A 17,463-nucleotide genomic window follows, 5' to 3' on the forward strand; every position below is an offset into this window, starting at 1 on the left:
TTGTCATTGCATCTATTACCTCTTGCACAAATACCTCTAACCCTTCAGTCATGATCGGTGCTGCACTTCTTGCTAAGAAGGCTGTTGAAAAAGGTCTCAAATCAAAGCCATGGGTTAAGACCACTTTAGCTCCAGGTTCAAAAGTGGTCACTGATTACTACCACCGCGCAGACTTAACTCAATACATGGAAGCCCTAGGTTTTAACCTTGTTGGTTACGGGTGCGTTACTTGTATCGGAAACTCAGGGCCACTTCCAATTGATATTAGCAAGGCGATCAACGAATCTGATTTGGCTGTTACTGCAGTCTTGTCAGGTAACAGAAACTTTGAAGGCCGAATTAGCCCAGATGTGAAAATGAACTATCTGGCCTCGCCTCCACTTGTTGTTGCCTATGCAATTGCTGGAACTATGGATCATGATTTTGCAAAAGATTCATTGGGTAAGGATTCAAGCGGAAACGATGTTTACCTGAAAGATATTTGGCCATCTCCGCAAGAGATTCAGAGCGTGATCGACTCTTCGATTTCATCTGAGATGTTTAAGAAAGATTATGCAACAGTCTTTGAAGGCGATCATCGCTGGAAGTCTCTTGCCACACCAACGGGGAAAACTTTTGAGTGGGACGCTAAATCAACCTACGTCCGCAAACCTCCATACTTTGAAGGAATGCCTAAGCAACCAACATCTGTGAGTGATATTTCTGGTGCTCGTGTACTTGCGGTTTTAGGTGACTCTGTAACAACTGACCATATTTCACCTGCAGGTAACATCAAGGCTGATTCACCTGCTGGCAAATACCTTGCTGAGCACGGAATTGAGCGAACTGATTTCAATTCTTATGGTTCACGTCGAGGAAATCACGAAGTGATGATTCGTGGAACCTTTGCAAATATTCGCTTGAAAAATCTTTTGCTTGATGGCGTTGAAGGCGGATTTACTCGTAACTTCTTAGCTGGTGGAGAGCAAACAACGATTTATGATGCATCTGTTGCATACCAAGCCGCTGGAACTCCGCTAGTAATTCTTGCCGGTAAGGAGTACGGATCTGGTTCTTCGCGTGACTGGGCCGCAAAAGGAACAGCCCTCCTTGGTGTTCGCGCAGTAATTGCTGAAAGTTTTGAACGCATTCACCGTTCTAACTTGATTGGTATGGGAGTACTTCCATTGCAGTTTAAGGATGGCGATACCGCTGCATCTCTTGGACTTGATGGAACAGAAACCTTCGCAATTACAGGTATTACTGCTCTTAACAACGGGGGAGTACCTAAGGAGCTAACAGTTACTGCAGGTAACAAGAGCTTTAGTGCAAAGCTTCGGATCGATACGCCAGGAGAAGCAGATTACTATCGCCATGGTGGAATCATGCAGTATGTCCTGCGTTCTTTGTTGGCTGAGTAGTTTCACTACTAACTCCTCATGGAACTGAACAATTTCTCACTAGCAGAGCTTCGCGAGATGAGTCCTGCCCAGCTAAAGTCACTGGCTGCAGAAATTAGAGAGTTCTTAATTGATAAAGTCTCTAAAACGGGTGGACACCTAGGCCCAAATCTTGGCGTAGTGGAACTGAGCATTGCCGTCCATAGAGTCTTTGATTCACCCAAAGATGTTGTTCTTTTTGATACTGGTCATCAATCCTATGTCCATAAAATTCTCACAGGGCGAGCAGAGCAGTTTGATCTGCTCCGCCAGCGCAATGGAATCTCTGGTTATCCCAATCGCCGCGAAAGCGCACATGACGTGATCGAAAATTCACACGCATCAACAGCACTTTCTTGGGCAGACGGAATTTCTCGAGGATTCTCGCTCTCTGGACAGGCCAATCGACATGTTGTTGCGGTAGTTGGCGACGGTGCATTAACAGGAGGCATGTCTTGGGAAGCACTCAACAATCTATCTCCTGAATCAGATCGTAATTTAGTCATTGTCGTGAATGACAATGAAAGATCGTATTCACCGACAATTGGTGGGTTAGCTACCTATTTAACGACCCTTAGAGCCAGCAAAGAGTATGAACGAATCTTGGGTCGCGGAAAGCGCATGCTTCATAACACCCCTGTCGTTGGCAAATACATTTATGGAACTCTGCATGGAATGAAAAAGGGCATTAAAGACATGGTTGCCCCGCAAGGGATGTTTGAGGATCTGGGCTTTAAGTATCTAGGACCTATTGATGGCCATGACATTGCAGCGATGGAAAAGACATTACAGATGGCCAAGGAGTTTGGCTCACCCGTGATTGTTCATGCAATTACAGAAAAAGGTCGAGGCTATACGCCGGCAATTGAAGACATCGCTGAAAAATTTCACGCAGTCGGAATTGTGGATCCATTAACTGGTAAGCCACTCAAAGCATCTGCGCCTTCCTGGACAAATGTCTTCTCAGAAGAGATAACTCAAATTGGCCGAGAGAATTCAAAGGTTGTTGCAATCACCGCAGCCATGCTCGGTCCCACCGGGTTAGATAAGTTCGCACAGAGTTTTCCTGGTAGAACTATCGATGTTGGAATAGCTGAACAGCACGCCGTTACTAGCGCTGCTGGATTGGCATATGCAGGCATGCATCCAGTCATTGCGATTTATTCAACATTTCTAAATCGTGCGTTTGACCAGTTGCTCTTAGATGTTGCGCTACACAATGCTGGAGTAACTTTTGTCTTAGACCGAGCCGGAATAACTGGTGATGATGGCCCTTCTCATCACGGTATTTGGGATCTAGCACTCACCGGAATTGTTCCGCATATGCATGTTGGTGCACCCCGAGATGGTGAGCGCCTCAAGGAGATTTTGCGCGTTTGTGTTTCTATTGAAAATGCTCCTTCAATGGTTCGGTTCCCTAAAGGCGCTGTTCCATCGGAGATTCCCGCATTAGAACGCGTTGCAGGCGTGGACATCTTACATCGCGGCTCAGCTCAACAAGTTTTGTTAATCAGCGTTGGCTCCATGGCTTCAATGGCCCTAGATGTTGCCCGTCTTGCTCATGAACAATCAATTGAAGTAACAGTTGTGGATCCTTTGTGGGTTAAGCCAATTTCACCAGCAGTGATTGCAATGTGCGGGGAGTACTCAACTATTGTGGTGATGGAAGATGGAATCAAGCATGCTGGTATTGCCAGCAGTATTTCAGAAGCGCTTCGAGAAACAGGAAGTCAACGCTTAGTGCACTCCATCGGCATCCCTCTTGAATTCATAGAGCATTCAAAGCGCAATGAAATCCTAGAAGATCTCCACATAACACCAGCAAATATTGTCCGTCAGATTTCAGGTTGGATTTCCTGAACTTAAGGAAGTGAGGCAACGCCCTTTTCATGGAAGCGCTTGCCGGTAACTGATTCGCTAATTCCTTCGCGATCTAGATACGGCAAAATGCCACCAAGATGCATTGGCCAGCCAGCTCCCATGAGCATGCACAGATCAATTTCTGCAGGAGTTGAAACAACGCCTTCATCAAGCATTGCTCGTGCCTCTTCTGCAAGTGCTTTGAGTGCACGTGATCGAACTTGTTCTGGAGTAGATGGAGTGTTTCCCTGTTCAACCAGCGCTAGCGCGGCAGGGTTTGCAGAAACTGTGCCATCCTCATTTTTAGTATAGAAGTAGCGAACACCTTCCTTGACCATGCGTTGCATAGTAGGAGAGATTCGATAACGAGGACCAAGGTTGTTATGCAATGTTTCAGAGACGTGTAATGCAACTCCTGGGCCAACAAGGTCTAATAACTGGAATGGTGACATTGGGAAACCAATCTCCATCATCGCTGAATCTGCAACAGCTGGGGCGGTTCCTTCATCAACAGCATCTGTTACCTCGCCCATGAAGCGTGTTAACAAGCGGTTAACAACAAATCCTGGTGCGTCCTTACAGATGATCATTGTCTTCTTCAATTCTTTGCCTACGGCTATTGCTGTTGCAGTCGTTGCATCATCTGTAGTTGATGTGCGAGCAACTTCTAGTAAAGGCATCACTGCAACTGGATTAAAGAAGTGGAAGCCAACTACACGCTCTGGATTTTTTAACCCTTCAGTCATTCGTTCAACCGACAGGGAAGAGGTGTTAGTTGCCAATACACACTCTGGCGAAACGATAGTTTCTAGCTTCTTGAAAAGCTCTTGCTTCAACGATAGCTCTTCAAAGATTGCTTCAATAATGAAGTCACATCCAGCAAATACTGATTGATCAGCAGATCCTGAAATCAAAAGTGAAAGCCGACCTGCAGCCTCTGGGCTCATGCGCTTCTTCTCAACCAACTTAGCTAATTCGTTTTTGACCCAGGCAACACCCTTATCGGCGCGCTCTTGGTCGATATCTGTCATCACAACAGGGCACTTGAGATTACGAACCATAAGCAGAGCTAACTGAGATGCCATTAACCCGGCACCAACAACGCCAACCTTGCTTACCTTGCGGGCCAATGCTGGCTTGGGAGCACCTTCGACCTTCTTACGCTTCTTTTGAATCAAGTTGAATGCATACAAAGAAGAGCGAAGTGGATCAGACATGGTCAAATCAGAAAGCACTTGATCCTCGGCATCAAAACCTTCACCCAAGGTGTTACTTCGTGCAGCAGCAATCAGTTCAAGGGCTTTCATCGGTGATGCAATCGTTGCGCCGCCATACTTCTTGAGTGCGGCAGCCTTACCTGTGGCAAGTGCTGAGTCCCATGCTGGATCGTTGCTGTAGTCAGCACGCTCGATTGTGGTTGTGCCATTCAGGACACCCACTGCAAATCCAATTGAGCGTTCCAAGAAGTCAGCTGGATCAAACATGGCATCGACTACGCCGAGCTTTAATGCATCTTTAGCCTTCATCATGGTGTTGTTGTTGAGAGCATTAAGCATGATGACTTGAACGGCGCGCTCTGGCCCAATTAACTTAGGCAAGATCGTTGCACCACCCCAACCTGGCACTAAGCCGAGGAAAACTTCTGGCAGAGCAGTAAATGCAGTTGAAGCAACTGTGCGGTAGTGGCAATGCAGACCAACTTCAAGTCCGCCACCTAAAGCTAATCCATTAATGAATGCAAAGGTTGGGATCTTTGATTCACCTAAACGACGAAAGACGTCGTGGCCAAGTTTTCCGATTGCCAATGCCTGGCTGCGATCATTTAAAAACGAAAGTGCAGAAAGGTCAGCACCTGCAGCAAAGATAAATGGCTTACCTGTAATTGCGATAGCAGCTGGGTTGCGACCGATTGCATCTGTTATTGCATCATTTAGTGCATTCACTGATTGAGGACCAAAGGTATTTGGCCGATTGTGATCGTGACCGTTATCCAAAGTTATAAGTGCTAGTGAACCTTTACCGCCAAAGGCAGAAAGATCAATTTCGCGCACAAGTGCATTAGTGACAACCTCTTCAGGTGCTCCTGCTGGCAGTGTGATGTCTGTGCTCATAATTACTTTGCTCCCTTGAAGTGTGGGTTTTCCCAGATGACAGTGCCACCCATTCCGAGTCCAATACACATAGTTGTGATGCCATAGCGAACCTCTGGTTGTGCTTCAAAGGTGCGGGCTAAATTCAGCATTAAACGAACACCTGATGATGCCAATGGATGCCCAACAGCAATGGCGCCACCATAAGGATTCACGCGAGGATCATCATCGGCAATTCCAAAGTGATCAAGAAATGCTATGACCTGCACAGCAAATGCTTCATTGATTTCAAAGGCACCAATATCTTCAATCTTTAACCCTGCTTGCTTGAGCGCCTTAAGTGTTGAAGGAACTGGTCCGTAACCCATGATCTCTGGTTCAACGCCAGCGAATGCAAATGTAACCATCTTGGCCTTAATTGTTAATCCAAGTTCTAGCGCTTTTTCTTCACTAGCAAGAATCGCTGCAGTTGCTCCATCATTTAATCCTGATGAGTTTCCAGGAGTAACTCGACCTGCTGGACGAAATGGAGTCCTAAGTCCTGCAAGACCCTCCATTGTTGTTTGTGGTCGTGGTGCTTCATCTACAGTTGCAACTGTCCAACCAAGCTCTGCACTTCGTGCAGCTGTTGGAATCAAGTCCCGTTGAATCTTTCCCTCTTCATAAGCTTTTGCAGTTTTCACCTGCGAGTTCATCGCATATTTATCTGCACGTTCTTTAGTTAATTGCGGAAAGCGATCATGCAGACGTTCTGCAGTTGCACCCATTGCAAGTGCATCTTGTTCAACAATTCTTTCAGCGAGATAACGTGGATTTGGATCCATACCTTCGCCCATGGGGTGGTTACCCATGTGCTCTACACCGCCGGCAATTGCAATCTCATTTGCACCCATAGCGATCGCACCTGCAATAGTTGTAACTGCAGTTAGCGCACCAGCGCACCAGCGATCAATTGAATAACCCGGAACAGTATTTGGTAATCCTGATAACAAGGCAGCACTTCGACCAATGTTCATACCTTGGTCACCAGTTTGGGTTGCAGCAGCGATTGCGACATCTTCAATAGAAGAAGGATCTACCTTAGGATTGCGTTCTAGTAATCCACGGATTGCGCGAACCATTAGATCATCTGCGCGCGTACCGGCATACATGCCTCCGGCTTTTCCAAATGGAGTGCGAACGGCATCGACAAGAACAACTGTGCGTGACATGGAACTTCCTTTACCTAGGGCTTAGCCCAAAGGTTACTCGCCAGTAAGGGTTTAGGACAGTAGCGAATTAAGAGTTGACAGCTGTCTTCGCGCGTGGCTTGGACAGGTAAGGAACCAGTACTGAGCCTAGATAAAGGACATAGACGCCTAATTGGAGCCATGAGGTGGTGGCATCAAAGCCGATGGTTCCAGATAGGGAAGCACCCAGGATTGAATCCTTAGCGATGAAAGAGGTGACATCCCAGGCAAAAGCATCAGGCCCAGGCAAATATCCAAGCTCTTGGAGCTCGTGGATGCCGTAGGACAAAACACCAGCTGCAACGATGATCAAAGCAACGCCTGAATAAGTAAAGAACTTAGCAAGATTCAATTTAATTGCGCTCTTGTAGATCAAGTATCCGAGAGTTATTGCAACGGCAAAACCTAGAAGTAAGCCAATTGTAGAACTAGTTACATCTGCAACAGTTTGAAAGTTTGTGTAAACAAAGAGGGAAGTTTCAAGACCCTCGCGAATAACAGCGACAAAAGCCACTCCGGCTAAGGCTAGAGGACCTGTTGCTACAGCGTTATCTAACTTGCCTTGTAATTCACTACGTAGAGTTCTGGCAGTTCTCTTCATCCAGAAAACCATCCAAGTAACCAAAGCCACTGCAATAAATGATGTGATGCCTGCAAAAAATTCTTGACCGCGCTCACTGAGTGACACCGAGGTTAAAGTTAGAAATGCACCAAGAGCAATACTCAGGACAACAGCTGCCACTACACCTGTCCACAAAGGTTTTAGATAACCTTGGCGATTTGTCTTGACGATATAGGCGACCAGGATTCCAACAATGAGACAGGCTTCTAGGCCTTCTCGGAGGGCGATAATGAATGTGCTCAACAAGAGCCAAAATCTAAGGGAAAAGGGGTATTTACGCAGTTCTTATGTTGCGTAAATCAGGCCTCTTCAGGCGTGTTCTCAGTCACGTCCCCTGCTGGAGCCTCGGGAACGGGTACCGCTTCTTTTTCAAGCAGGGCTGCGGCAAGGGCAGGGGCCACCAGTGCAATCTGCCACTGGCGAGCTCCGAGTTCAGTTAACGCCTGCTCGACCGTAGGTATTGAAAGAGTTTCAGTCGCGCCAGTTGGTGGCTTCCAGCAAACCCTTCGAACATATTCAGGTGAAATGAGATTTTCTACAGGAATGTGATTGTCTTGAGCAATGATCTCGATGGCTGCGCGTGCGTGTGAAAGTGGCGCAAACTTTTCTGGAAACTTGTCCCGCCATAATTTAATGGGTGGCAATGTGTCGGCGTTAGTTCGCATCGCGGGCCACTGATCTTCAGGCAGCGATACTGCGACAGAAATACTGCTCAGCCACAGTGGCAAGTTCTCTAACCAGCGTGCCCTTAAACCCAGAGGTCGCAATGCTTTTTCAAACTCCTTTTTTGTAACAGCTGGCGCTATTGCAAGTTCAACAATTGCTGAATCGTTGAGCAACTTCCCAGGAGAAATATCTTGCTCTGAAGCGACTTTATCTCGCGCATGCCATAACTCTTTTATCACAGCTAGTTGCTCACGTCGTTTTATTTTGTGCATTCCGGAAGTGCGCCGCCAGGGATCTACCCGTGGGGGAGCCGGAGGTGCATTTAGAATGGCTGCAAACTCTTCTAACGCCCAATTTAATTTCTTCGATGTTTCTAGAAGTTCATACATACGATCTCGAAGTTCTACAAGTAGTTCTACATCTAATGCAGCATAGGTCAACCAATCCTGGGGCAAGGGGCGAGCAGACCAATCAGCTGCACTATGTTCCTTTGCCAAAGTGACTCCCATAAGGCTCTCTAGAAGAGGACCTAAGCCAACGCGTGGCAAACCAGCGATTCTGCCTGCTAATTCAGTATCAAATAGCTTGATTGGGTTAATGCCTAATTCACGCAGACAAGGTAAATCTTGCGTACTTGCGTGCAGAATAACTTCGTCTGTGTTCATCAAAGAATTAAGTTGAGCGAATAATTCATGACCAGGACCAAAAGGAATTGGATCAATGAGGTGCAGCCCGCCACTATTTCTTTTGACCTGGATTAAATATGCACGTGCGCTATACCTAAAACCTGAAGCACGTTCGGCATCAACTGCAAAAGGGCCATGTCCCTGTGACAACTGCGCTAGTGCATCCTTAAATTTGGCTTCAGTATCGATTACAGGGGGAGTACCTTGTGCAGGTTGCAGTAATGGTACGGGTAAGTTTTCTTCGGTCATTGTTAGCTACGTCGGGCAGATGAAATAGCAGAGACACCTTCAGGAATCGGTGGCAATCCCGCAACTTCTGAAATCAAGTTGCACCAACTTTGGATATGTTTCATTAACTCGCGTGGCTCTGAAACGATGGGAGTCCAAGAAGCTCGGATTTCGATTTCAGTATCATCATTGCGTGGGGATAATTTTCCAAAAGAAGCGCTCGAAACTCGAGTCACAGTTCCGCTTGGGGCGTTAAACACACAATCATTTCTTTCTAACGATTCTAAGAACCAGCTCCAACCTACTTCTGGAAGTAGGGGATCTTCTTGCATAACAGGATCTACATCTGCACTTACAAAGGTAACGCAACGAAATTCCCCATCCCAAGTTGCTTGCCCGCCTGGCTCGTGAAGAAGCACAAAGCGACCGTTTGCAACTTCATCTTCTTCATCTGAGAGAAGTCCGTTTGATACATCTGCAGAGAAGGCAAATGAAAAAGTTGCAAGTTTTTGCGGGGCAGGGACTTCTATAAGCGAAACCTCTGACCGCGGAGTAAAGGTGCGAAGATGATTAAGTAATCTTTCAAAAGCATTCGCATCCACTGCTCAAGAATAAAGAATGAATACAGGGTTTTATGGGAGGCGGGGCTGTAACCTTGCGCAATGGCTTCGCTACTAGCGCTACTTTCAAGTGCGATGTGGGGAACGGCAGATTTTTTTGCTGGTCGCCTTAGTAAGAAACATCATCCATTCGCAGTTCTTGGCTTTTCCCAGGTTATTGGTCTTTTTGTTGGAATTTTGGTTCTTCTTATTTCCGGAAACTGGGAAGGCAAAGTCTTCGGTTTCGATGGTTTTCTTATACCTGGCGTTCTTGCTGGTCTCTTTGGCTATATGGGACTTGCATGTTTGTATGAAGGATTATCGACGGGCCGTATGGGAGTTGTCTCACCAGTTAGCTCTTTGAGCACCGTTATTCCATTGGCGTATGCACTTATAACAGGAGATGTCCTTTCCACTATAACTTTAGTTGGAGTAGTCATTGCAGTAGTTGGAGTTTTTTGTGCCAGCGGTCCTGAACTTTCTCAAGGCCTTCCTCTAAAACCGATCCTTCTTGCTTTAGGTGCAGCAGCAGGATTTGGTTTGGCTCTGACCTTTATTGCAATCGGATCTCAAAGCAGCGCGCTCCTTACGATGGTCTCAATGCGTGCGGCAACATTTTTCGTAACCATGACTTTGGTTATAAAATTTGCAACCACGGGCAATTTCAGCAGGAAAGAGATGCCAGTCCTAATTTTTATCGGTGCCGCTGACTTCTTAGCAAATTTACTGTTAGGAATTGCATGTACCAAAGGACTTGTTTCTGTTTCTATGGTGTTTGGATCCCTGTATCCAATTGCAACTGCAGTGTTGGCATTTAAGTTCCTTAACGAACGGCTACTGAAAGTCCAGTACTTCGGGATCGCAATAGCTGTAGCGGGTGTTTCTATAATTTCAGCTTTCTAATTGTGGGCTGAGTAAAAGACGGTCCCATCAATTTCTTGTGAAGTGCAAAGTGAGAATTGGGCAATCAACGATTTCCAATCAATCCGATCATCTCCTCCAACAACTTGCGTGACGCTGAGTTCTAATCGATCGATGATTTTGTTTTCAACGAGATCATTAATCATTGATATTCCGCCCTCAATCAAGATCTTTTCACCAAATTGTGTTCGTGCTTTTTCTACTGCTTGCACGGGTGAACAATTCCACAACAACGCTAGGTGGTTACCTTGCACAGGATTGACGAGGGAACGTGAGATCACCACTAGTGGCACAGGGGTCCGGTTGTATGGTTCATGCCGAGCGGTGTTACCGCCAATAATGATGCAGTCCACTTCGCGGCGGCGTTGAAGAAAAACCTTTCGATCTGCTGGAGAGCTAACACCGGCTGAGCGGCTCTCTTTTGAGGTTGAGCCATCGCTACCGACTACAAGAGTTGCAACAATGCTCACGGCCACAATTATTACTTACGATGGTTTAATTTTCAGATAAATCTGTCAGTGGGGCCCTTTACAGTGTTTCTCATGATCATCGACTGCAATAAATGCACCATGGCCACCATCGCTTGCAACACCTGTGTTGTCGCATTTTTCCTCCAACCCTCACCTGAGATCAGTGAAGGCACCTTGACGGCATTAACTGTCCTGGCTGACAGCGGATTAACTCCACCCCTGCAATTTGACGCTCGAAGCGCTTAATCTGCATGGAATTCACAGCCTTTTTGAGCGTTCTGAGGTTGAGATAGGGGCTTAGCCGCGGCTAGCCTTGCTCCTATGTCCGTACGAGCACGCATTTTTGTGGCCCTAGTGATGGTTGCTGGAGTACTAGCACCCGTCTCAGCCAGTGCTGCTCCCAGTTTGGCCGAGGTCCAAGCCAAGGTGCGACAGTTAGAAGAGGAAGCGACAACTGCTGCAGAAGGTGCCCAGGAGGCCAAGGTCAAGTTAGCAATTTTAACTAAGACTCTAAATGGAGTTAAGGCTAAGGCCGATATTCAGGGACAAGAGGTTGCAGCTCTTCGCAGATCTTTGGGAGCCATCGCAGTTGAGCAGTACAAATCAGGTGGATTTGGCCAAAGCTTTGAACTTCTCTTTTCGAGCGACCCGACTCTCTACCTTTCTTCAGCCGGATCACTTGATGCAATAACTCGGAGAAAATCAACACAGCTTCGTAAATTTGAAGCTGCCCAACAACGGCTCAATGCAACGACCTTATTGGTCAATGACAAGATTGCTCTTGTTGCTGCTGCTCAAAAGAAATTGGCGGCGCAATCTGCTCTTGCAAAAAGAAAATTGGCCGAGGCAGAGAAACTTCTCTCTAAACTTTCAAAGGCTGAGCGGGAACGTTTGGCGAAATTAGCCGAAGATGAAGAGAACGCAGATCAAAAATCCTCATTAGAGGCAGCAAAGAGTGCAAATAGTGTTTCTGGTCGAGCTGGCGTGGCACTTAAATATGCATTGAAACAAATCGGAGACCGATACGTCTTTGGAGCAGCTGGCACCGTCACGTGGGATTGTTCAGGATTAACCATGCGCGCTTTTCAAGCTGCGGGAGTCTCGTTGCCACATTCATCAGCGGCCCAATCTCGCATGGGTAAGAAAGTTGCGCTGAATGCATTAAAGCCTGGAGATCTTTTGTTTTATGGTCGGCCTGTCTCACACGTTGGAATCTATATGGGTGGGGGAAAAATGGTTCATGCACCTCGCTCTGGATCTCGCGTGAAGGTTGCATCTAGTGGTTCCCTTGGTAAAAAACCATTGGTTGGAGCGCGCCGTTTCTAATCCAGTTCTCTTTGTAACAAATGACTTTGGTCCACGCGCTGGCGGAATAGAAACTTTTATTATTGGTTTGATTGAGCGTCGCCCTTTTGGTCAAACAATTGTCTACACATCTTGGCAAGACAATGCAGCATCTTATGATGCTGAGTGGTGCAGCAAATTTGGTGTGGAAGTCATTAGAGATCGCTCAAAAATTCTTTTACCAACCCCAAGAGTTGCCCTAGCACTGCGCAAAATCATTCGCACAAGAGGCATAACAACCGCTGCCTTTGGAGCTGCTGCACCACTTGGTCTTTTATCAGCAAGCATGAAGCGGGCAGGGGTGAAAAGAAGTGTCGCTCTCACTCATGGGCATGAAGTCTGGTGGGCGAAAGTATTTCCCTTTAATTTCTTATTACGTCGGATAGGTTCAACGGTAGATGTTCTAACCTATCTGGGAGAGTTCACTCAGAGTGCGATTTCTAAAGCGCTCACCAATAATGCTCAACGTGCCATGGTGAAAATCGCCCCTGGAATAGATACAGACCATTTTGTTCCAACGGATGCATCGGTCCTTCGGCGATCTTTAGGGTTAGAGAATAAGAAAGTAATTGTCTCTGTTGGTCGATTAGTTCACCGAAAGGGCCAAGATTATTTGATTCAATCGATGCCCTTGATTCTTCATCAGGTTCCAAATGCTCATCTCTTGTTGGTGGGGCAAGGTCCCTATCTTGAACATCTCCAAAAGTTAGTAAAAGAGCACGGTCTAGAGAGCTCAGTGACATTCATAGGGCGAGTTGATTACAAGGAACTTCCACAGTATTTGTGTGTTGGCGATATCTTTGCAATGCCTAGCCGCTCACGATTAATGGGCTTGGAAGTTGAAGGACTAGGAATTGTTTATTTAGAAGCTAGTTCATGTGGCCTACCCGTTCTTGCAGGCAACTCTGGAGGCGCTCCAGATGCTGTCAAGCAAAGTGAAACTGGGTTAGTGGTCAACGGAACAGATGAGAAGCAGATTGCATCGGCTGCCATAGAGCTACTAAACAACAGTGAATCCTCTAAAAAAATGGGTTTAGCTGGTCGTCAATGGATTGTTAATAATTGGCGTTGGGAAACATGGTCTAAGGAATTTGAGGCGCTACTAAACAAGTAAGCCTTGCTCGCGCGCAATACTTAAGGCCTGAACTCGGTTTGAAGCATTCAATTTTCTCAAGATCGAGGAAACATGTGTTTTCACAGTTGAGACCGAGATAAATAGATTCTGGGCAATTGCATCATTACTTAATCCGAGATTTATCGACTGGAGAACATCAATTTCTCTGGCACTAAGTCCTGAATCTATTTCTTGAATGTTGGCACGATTGCTACTAAATGATGCTGGACTTGAAAATGCGAAATCTAATGCTGCTAGCAGATCAGAAAGGGGAGCGCTTTTAACTATAAATGCATTAGCACCAGCGCTCTTTGCTGCCCTTACATACTCAACGCCGTCATTGAAGGTGAGAACGACTATGGCAATGGATGGCGAGACACTCCGTGCCCACGAGACGAGATCAAAACCAGAGCCATCCGGCAAATTAACATCAACGATAATTGCATCTGGATTTGTTTGTGCCGTAAAAGCTTGTGCTTGCTTGATTGAACTTGCCACCGCAACGACCTGATAACCATGGGACTCAATTGCAGCTTGCAGCCCATGTCTAACTACGGAATGGTCATCGACAATCAAAACCTTCATGCTCACCTCACCAAGGGGATCTCAATCCTTATCTTGGTTCCTTCTTGGCTGGAGTCAATATGGATATCCCCATTCAATTCTGTGATTCGTTCCTGTATGCCAATTAAGCCGAAGCTTCCTTCTTTTTTCTGCGCTCCTCCGACCCCGTTATCCGAGATTTCGATAGTGACAGTAGATGCACCTGAATGCTCTGAAATGTTGCGAAGTACTTCCGATACGACTCTTTGTAATTCAAAGTGGAGGTCTTTTTGGGTGTTCTCGGAGAGCAAATCTGGGGCAGATCGTAGTTGGTGTATTTCTTGGCGAACTTTTTCTATCAATTCGGTAATCGTAAAGCGCATGGTGCGTAATGAATCTTTAGATTTCATATCCTGAGTATCGGCAATGAGTGAATCAATGGAATAGCCCAGGCCTGCAAGGTCCTGGGCTATTCCATCATGAAGTTCTTGAGCGAGTGTTACTCGCCTTTGATTCATTTAGTAAATAATGCGTCGATTTCTTGAGCAAACTCCTTTGCCACAACATGGCGCTTCACAGAGAGTTTTGCAGTCAGATGTCCACCTGCAATTGTGAAGTCCACAGGAAGAATTGTGAATTTACGAATTGATTCAGCTTTACTGACAGCCTTGTTCGCTTCATCGACAGCGGTCTGCACAACAGCTATCAAATCTGGATCGTTAATCAATTCGTTAATTGATGCGCCATCCTTCTTGTTGTTAGCAACCCATCCCTTGAGGGCATCTTGATCAATTGTGACAAGAGCTGCAATAAATGGTTGGTTATCACCAACGACTATGCACTGGCTTACCAATGGATGAGCACGCAGGCGGTCTTCAAGAACAGCTGGTGCTACGTTCTTTCCACCAGCGGTAACAATCAGTTCCTTTTTGCGACCAACGATGTAGAGGAAGCCTTCATCATCTAGTTTTCCAAGGTCTCCAGTCTTAAACCAACGGTCTGCATCAAAGACTTCGGCATTAGCATCTTCATTTTGCCAGTATCCCTGCATGACGATTGGTCCGCGAATGAGGACTTCTCCATCTTCAGCAATCTTGATTGATGTTCCTGGAATTGGCTTTCCAACTGAACCAACACGATGAGCCCCGATTAAATTCAGAGTTGCACCCGCAGTTGTCTCAGTTAATCCATATCCCTCTAGCACCGTGACTCCAGCACCGCGATAGAAGTGACCTAGGCGCACACCTAGAGGTGCTCCACCCGAGATCGCAGCTTCTACGCGTCCGCCCATACCGGCACGAATCTTACTATAGACCAATTTGTCGAAGAGTCCGTGCTTGAGCTTAAGGATTGGAGAGACCTTCTTCTTATCAAGTGCTTCAGAGTATGCAATTGCAACTCCAGCAGCCTTGCGGAAGATGTTTCCCTTTCCTGCAGCTTCTGCCTTTGCTTCTGCGCCGTTGTAAATCTTTTCAAAAATACGTGGCACTGCAAGAACGAAAGTTGGTTTAAATGATGCAAGATCCATTGGTAGGCGACCAACTGGATCGCTGCAATGTGCCATGTGTAAACCAGAAGCGATTGCTCCGATTTCAACCATACGACCGAAAACGTGTGCGATTGGAAGAAATAGCAATGTAGATCCACCGGGCTTTAGGAATAGCTCACTAGCTCCTTGAACAACATTTCCACACTCAGCTAGGAAGTTACCGTGTGTTAACTGCACACCCTTTGGCTTTCCAGTTGTTCCAGATGTGTAAATAAGTGTTGCAAGAGATGATGGTACGAGCGCATTTCTGCGACGATCAATTTCATCATCTCCAATGTGCTTACCAGCCTCACGCAAAACAGAGAGAACATCATCAGTCATCGTCCACATGTTTCGGGTGTGTGATGGTTGAACTGTTTTCACAAGTTCAGCAAGAGCAGGAGTTTCTACAATGATTGCAACTGAGTGTGAATCATTAAGGATCCAATCAATTTGCTCGGCAGATGATGTGTCATAGACAGGAACGACAACTGCGCCAGCAAACCATGTTGCAAAATCTAAGATGGTCCATTCATAACGTGTGCGCGCCATGATCGCGACACGATCACCAATCTGCACACCAGATGCAATCAATCCCTTAGCCGTGGCGCGAATTTCTTCTTCTGCTTCGCGCGCGGTAACAGGTTGCCATCCTTCGCCCAATGGGCGGGACATAATGACGCGCTCTGGTTCAAACCAGGCACGTTCAGCGATCAGATTAGTGAGGTTTCCGGCTGTAGCAGCGGGAACTAGCGGAGGGATTGAGATTTCATTCATGGCAGAACGCTAGCGTGAGGCAAGCGCAAAGGTAAAGAGGTAACCTTGCGCCATGGCCGAATTCAGCAAATCCACAATTTCCATAGATGCCCCAATCACCGCTGTTCAAGAGGCGCTCTTTGCCTTGGACAGATACCCAGAGTGGTCCTCCCAGATTAAGTCAGCCGAAGCTCTTGCCCATGATGACCAAGGTCGGATCACCAAGGTGAAGATGAGTATCGACGCCGGCATGATGAAGGATCGCCCAACTCTAGATTACGACTGGAGCGATGCTCCGGGCACTTTGCGTTTTTCACTAGATGAAGCAGACCTGTTAACGGGTATGGACGGAATCTATTCAATCAAGAGCATTGATGCGGACACAACTGAAGTGACATATGAGTTAGAAGTTTCGCTGTCGATGCCAATACCAGCGATGATGCGTCAGAAAGCTGAGAAGTCAACGATCGATGCAGCGTTGGCACAACTCAAAACTCATCTAGAGGGATAATTCTTTGTCATACACGATTGGTATCGATGTTGGCGGCACCAAAGTTCTAGGTGGCGTCGTTGATGCGAATGGAAAAATTCTTGCAACTGCTCGTAAAGATACTCCTCGACAAGGGGGAAGAGCGCTCACTCAAACTATTGCTGACACTGCGCTAGAACTTATGGCAGAGCACTCGATTACTTCAATTGGAGTCTCTGCAGCAGGATTTGTTTCCTCTGATCGCAAAACAATGCTTGCAACACCAAATATCGCTGATTGGAATGGCGTTGATTTGGATTCTGAACTCACTTCCTTGATTGGTCTGCCAGTTGTAATCGAAAATGATGCAAATGCTGCAGCCTGGGGAGAGGCAAAGTTTGGTGCAGGCCGCAATCAAAATCACATGATGATGTTGACTGTTGGTACAGGTATTGGTGGAGGCCTTGTTATAAATGGTGATTTGTATAGAGGTGCTTTTGGAATTGCAGCAGAATTTGGTCATTTACGCGTAGTACCTGAAGGCCATCTCTGTGGGTGTGGTGCCCGTGGATGTTTTGAGCAATATGCATCTGGAAATGCTCTGCTACGTCATGCACGTGAGGCAATAAGTGCAAGCCCGGAAGTAGCGCGCAATCTTTTATCTCGAGGTGACGGAACTATTGCCGGATTAACAGGTCAAGCAATTACAGAAGCTGCTCGAGATGGCGATCCAGTCGCACTCGCTGCTTTCAACACAACAGGCCAGTGGCTTGGTGCAGGAATTGCATCCTTATCAGTTTTACTCGATCCATCCTGTGTTGTTATCGGCGGCGGTGTAATTGATGCCGGAGAAATTTTGTTAAAGCCAACCCGCGAATCATTAGAGCGCACAATGCCATTTGCTGGCAAACACCCATACC

At 46.6% G+C, this 17,463-nt stretch carries 16 protein-coding genes; 7 read left to right on the plus strand and 9 right to left on the minus strand.

Going from position 1 to position 17,463, the window contains the following annotated elements:
• The coding region (gene acnA / locus AC9UH7_RS04470; protein ID WP_509595614.1) for an aconitate hydratase AcnA at positions 1–1,400 on the plus strand (1,400 nt) is incomplete at its 5' end.
• A gap of 18 nt (positions 1,401–1,418) precedes the next feature.
• A complete protein-coding gene (dxs, locus tag AC9UH7_RS04475) occupies positions 1,419–3,278 on the plus strand; it encodes a 1-deoxy-D-xylulose-5-phosphate synthase (protein ID WP_509595616.1) in 1,860 nt (619 codons plus the stop codon).
• A gap of 2 nt (positions 3,279–3,280) precedes the next feature.
• Here dxs and AC9UH7_RS04480 read toward each other — a convergent pair whose 3' ends face one another.
• The 5 genes from AC9UH7_RS04480 to AC9UH7_RS04500 form a co-directional block, all read right to left on the minus strand.
• The gene (locus tag AC9UH7_RS04480; RefSeq protein ID WP_509595619.1) at positions 3,281–5,389 is read right to left on the minus strand and encodes a 3-hydroxyacyl-CoA dehydrogenase NAD-binding domain-containing protein; all 2,109 of its coding nucleotides are present in this window, start codon (positions 5,387–5,389) and stop codon (positions 3,281–3,283) included.
• 2 nt (positions 5,390–5,391) lie between these two features.
• Positions 5,392–6,579: a thiolase family protein gene (locus AC9UH7_RS04485; RefSeq protein ID WP_509595622.1), complete on the minus strand. Its 1,188-nt coding sequence runs from the start codon at positions 6,577–6,579 to the stop codon at positions 5,392–5,394.
• Positions 6,580–6,646: 67 nt separating this feature from the next.
• Complete coding sequence (gene efeU, locus AC9UH7_RS04490) at positions 6,647–7,462, minus strand: iron uptake transporter permease EfeU (RefSeq protein WP_509595624.1); 816 nt, start codon at positions 7,460–7,462, stop codon at positions 6,647–6,649.
• Positions 7,463–7,518: 56 nt separating this feature from the next.
• On the minus strand, positions 7,519–8,820 hold the full coding sequence (locus AC9UH7_RS04495; protein WP_509595627.1) for an HRDC domain-containing protein: 1,302 nt from the start codon (positions 8,818–8,820) through the stop codon (positions 7,519–7,521).
• A 2-nt stretch (positions 8,821–8,822) separates the two neighbouring features.
• Positions 8,823–9,401, minus strand: a complete 579-nt coding sequence (locus AC9UH7_RS04500) for a DUF3000 domain-containing protein (protein WP_509595630.1) — start codon at positions 9,399–9,401, stop codon at positions 8,823–8,825.
• A 60-nt stretch (positions 9,402–9,461) separates the two neighbouring features.
• Between AC9UH7_RS04500 and AC9UH7_RS04505 the strand changes: the two genes are divergently transcribed.
• Complete coding sequence (locus tag AC9UH7_RS04505) at positions 9,462–10,301, plus strand: EamA family transporter (protein ID WP_509595633.1); 840 nt, start codon at positions 9,462–9,464, stop codon at positions 10,299–10,301.
• Here AC9UH7_RS04505 and AC9UH7_RS04510 read toward each other — a convergent pair.
• Positions 10,298–10,789 (minus strand): dihydrofolate reductase family protein, encoded by a 492-nt coding sequence (locus tag AC9UH7_RS04510; protein WP_509595636.1) that lies wholly within the window; start codon positions 10,787–10,789, stop codon positions 10,298–10,300. The two genes, AC9UH7_RS04505 and AC9UH7_RS04510, sit on opposite strands and share 4 nt — an antisense overlap.
• A 321-nt stretch (positions 10,790–11,110) precedes the next feature.
• Between AC9UH7_RS04510 and AC9UH7_RS04515 the strand changes: the two genes are divergently transcribed.
• Positions 11,111–12,115, plus strand: a complete 1,005-nt coding sequence (locus AC9UH7_RS04515) for a C40 family peptidase (RefSeq protein WP_509595639.1) — start codon at positions 11,111–11,113, stop codon at positions 12,113–12,115.
• Positions 12,069–13,247 (plus strand): glycosyltransferase family 4 protein, encoded by a 1,179-nt coding sequence (locus AC9UH7_RS04520; RefSeq protein ID WP_509595641.1) that lies wholly within the window; start codon positions 12,069–12,071, stop codon positions 13,245–13,247. The genes AC9UH7_RS04515 and AC9UH7_RS04520 overlap by 47 nt, the downstream gene beginning before the upstream one ends.
• Here AC9UH7_RS04520 and AC9UH7_RS04525 read toward each other — a convergent pair.
• From AC9UH7_RS04525 to AC9UH7_RS04535, 3 genes are read right to left on the minus strand one after another with little or no spacing between them, the layout of a single operon-like run.
• On the minus strand, positions 13,236–13,832 hold the full coding sequence (locus tag AC9UH7_RS04525) for a response regulator transcription factor (RefSeq protein ID WP_509595644.1): 597 nt from the start codon (positions 13,830–13,832) through the stop codon (positions 13,236–13,238). The genes AC9UH7_RS04520 and AC9UH7_RS04525 overlap by 12 nt on opposite strands.
• Before the next feature lie 2 nt (positions 13,833–13,834).
• Entirely contained in the window at positions 13,835–14,308 is a 474-nt protein-coding gene (locus AC9UH7_RS04530; RefSeq protein WP_509595647.1) for a sensor histidine kinase, read from the minus strand.
• Positions 14,305–16,095 (minus strand): AMP-dependent synthetase/ligase, encoded by a 1,791-nt coding sequence (locus tag AC9UH7_RS04535; RefSeq protein ID WP_509595650.1) that lies wholly within the window; start codon positions 16,093–16,095, stop codon positions 14,305–14,307. The genes AC9UH7_RS04530 and AC9UH7_RS04535 overlap by 4 nt, the downstream gene beginning before the upstream one ends.
• Positions 16,096–16,147: 52 nt before the next feature.
• Here AC9UH7_RS04535 and AC9UH7_RS04540 point away from each other — a divergent pair, with 52 nt between their 5' ends.
• Complete coding sequence (locus AC9UH7_RS04540; RefSeq protein ID WP_509595653.1) at positions 16,148–16,585, plus strand: SRPBCC family protein; 438 nt, start codon at positions 16,148–16,150, stop codon at positions 16,583–16,585.
• A 4-nt stretch (positions 16,586–16,589) separates the two neighbouring features.
• Positions 16,590–17,463: ROK family protein (locus AC9UH7_RS04545; protein ID WP_509595656.1), on the plus strand; the 874-nt coding region annotated here is incomplete at its 3' end.

Origin of the sequence: Candidatus Planktophila sp. (genome assembly GCF_044348745.1) — a bacterium.
Taxonomy (GTDB): domain Bacteria; phylum Actinomycetota; class Actinomycetes; order Nanopelagicales; family Nanopelagicaceae; genus Planktophila.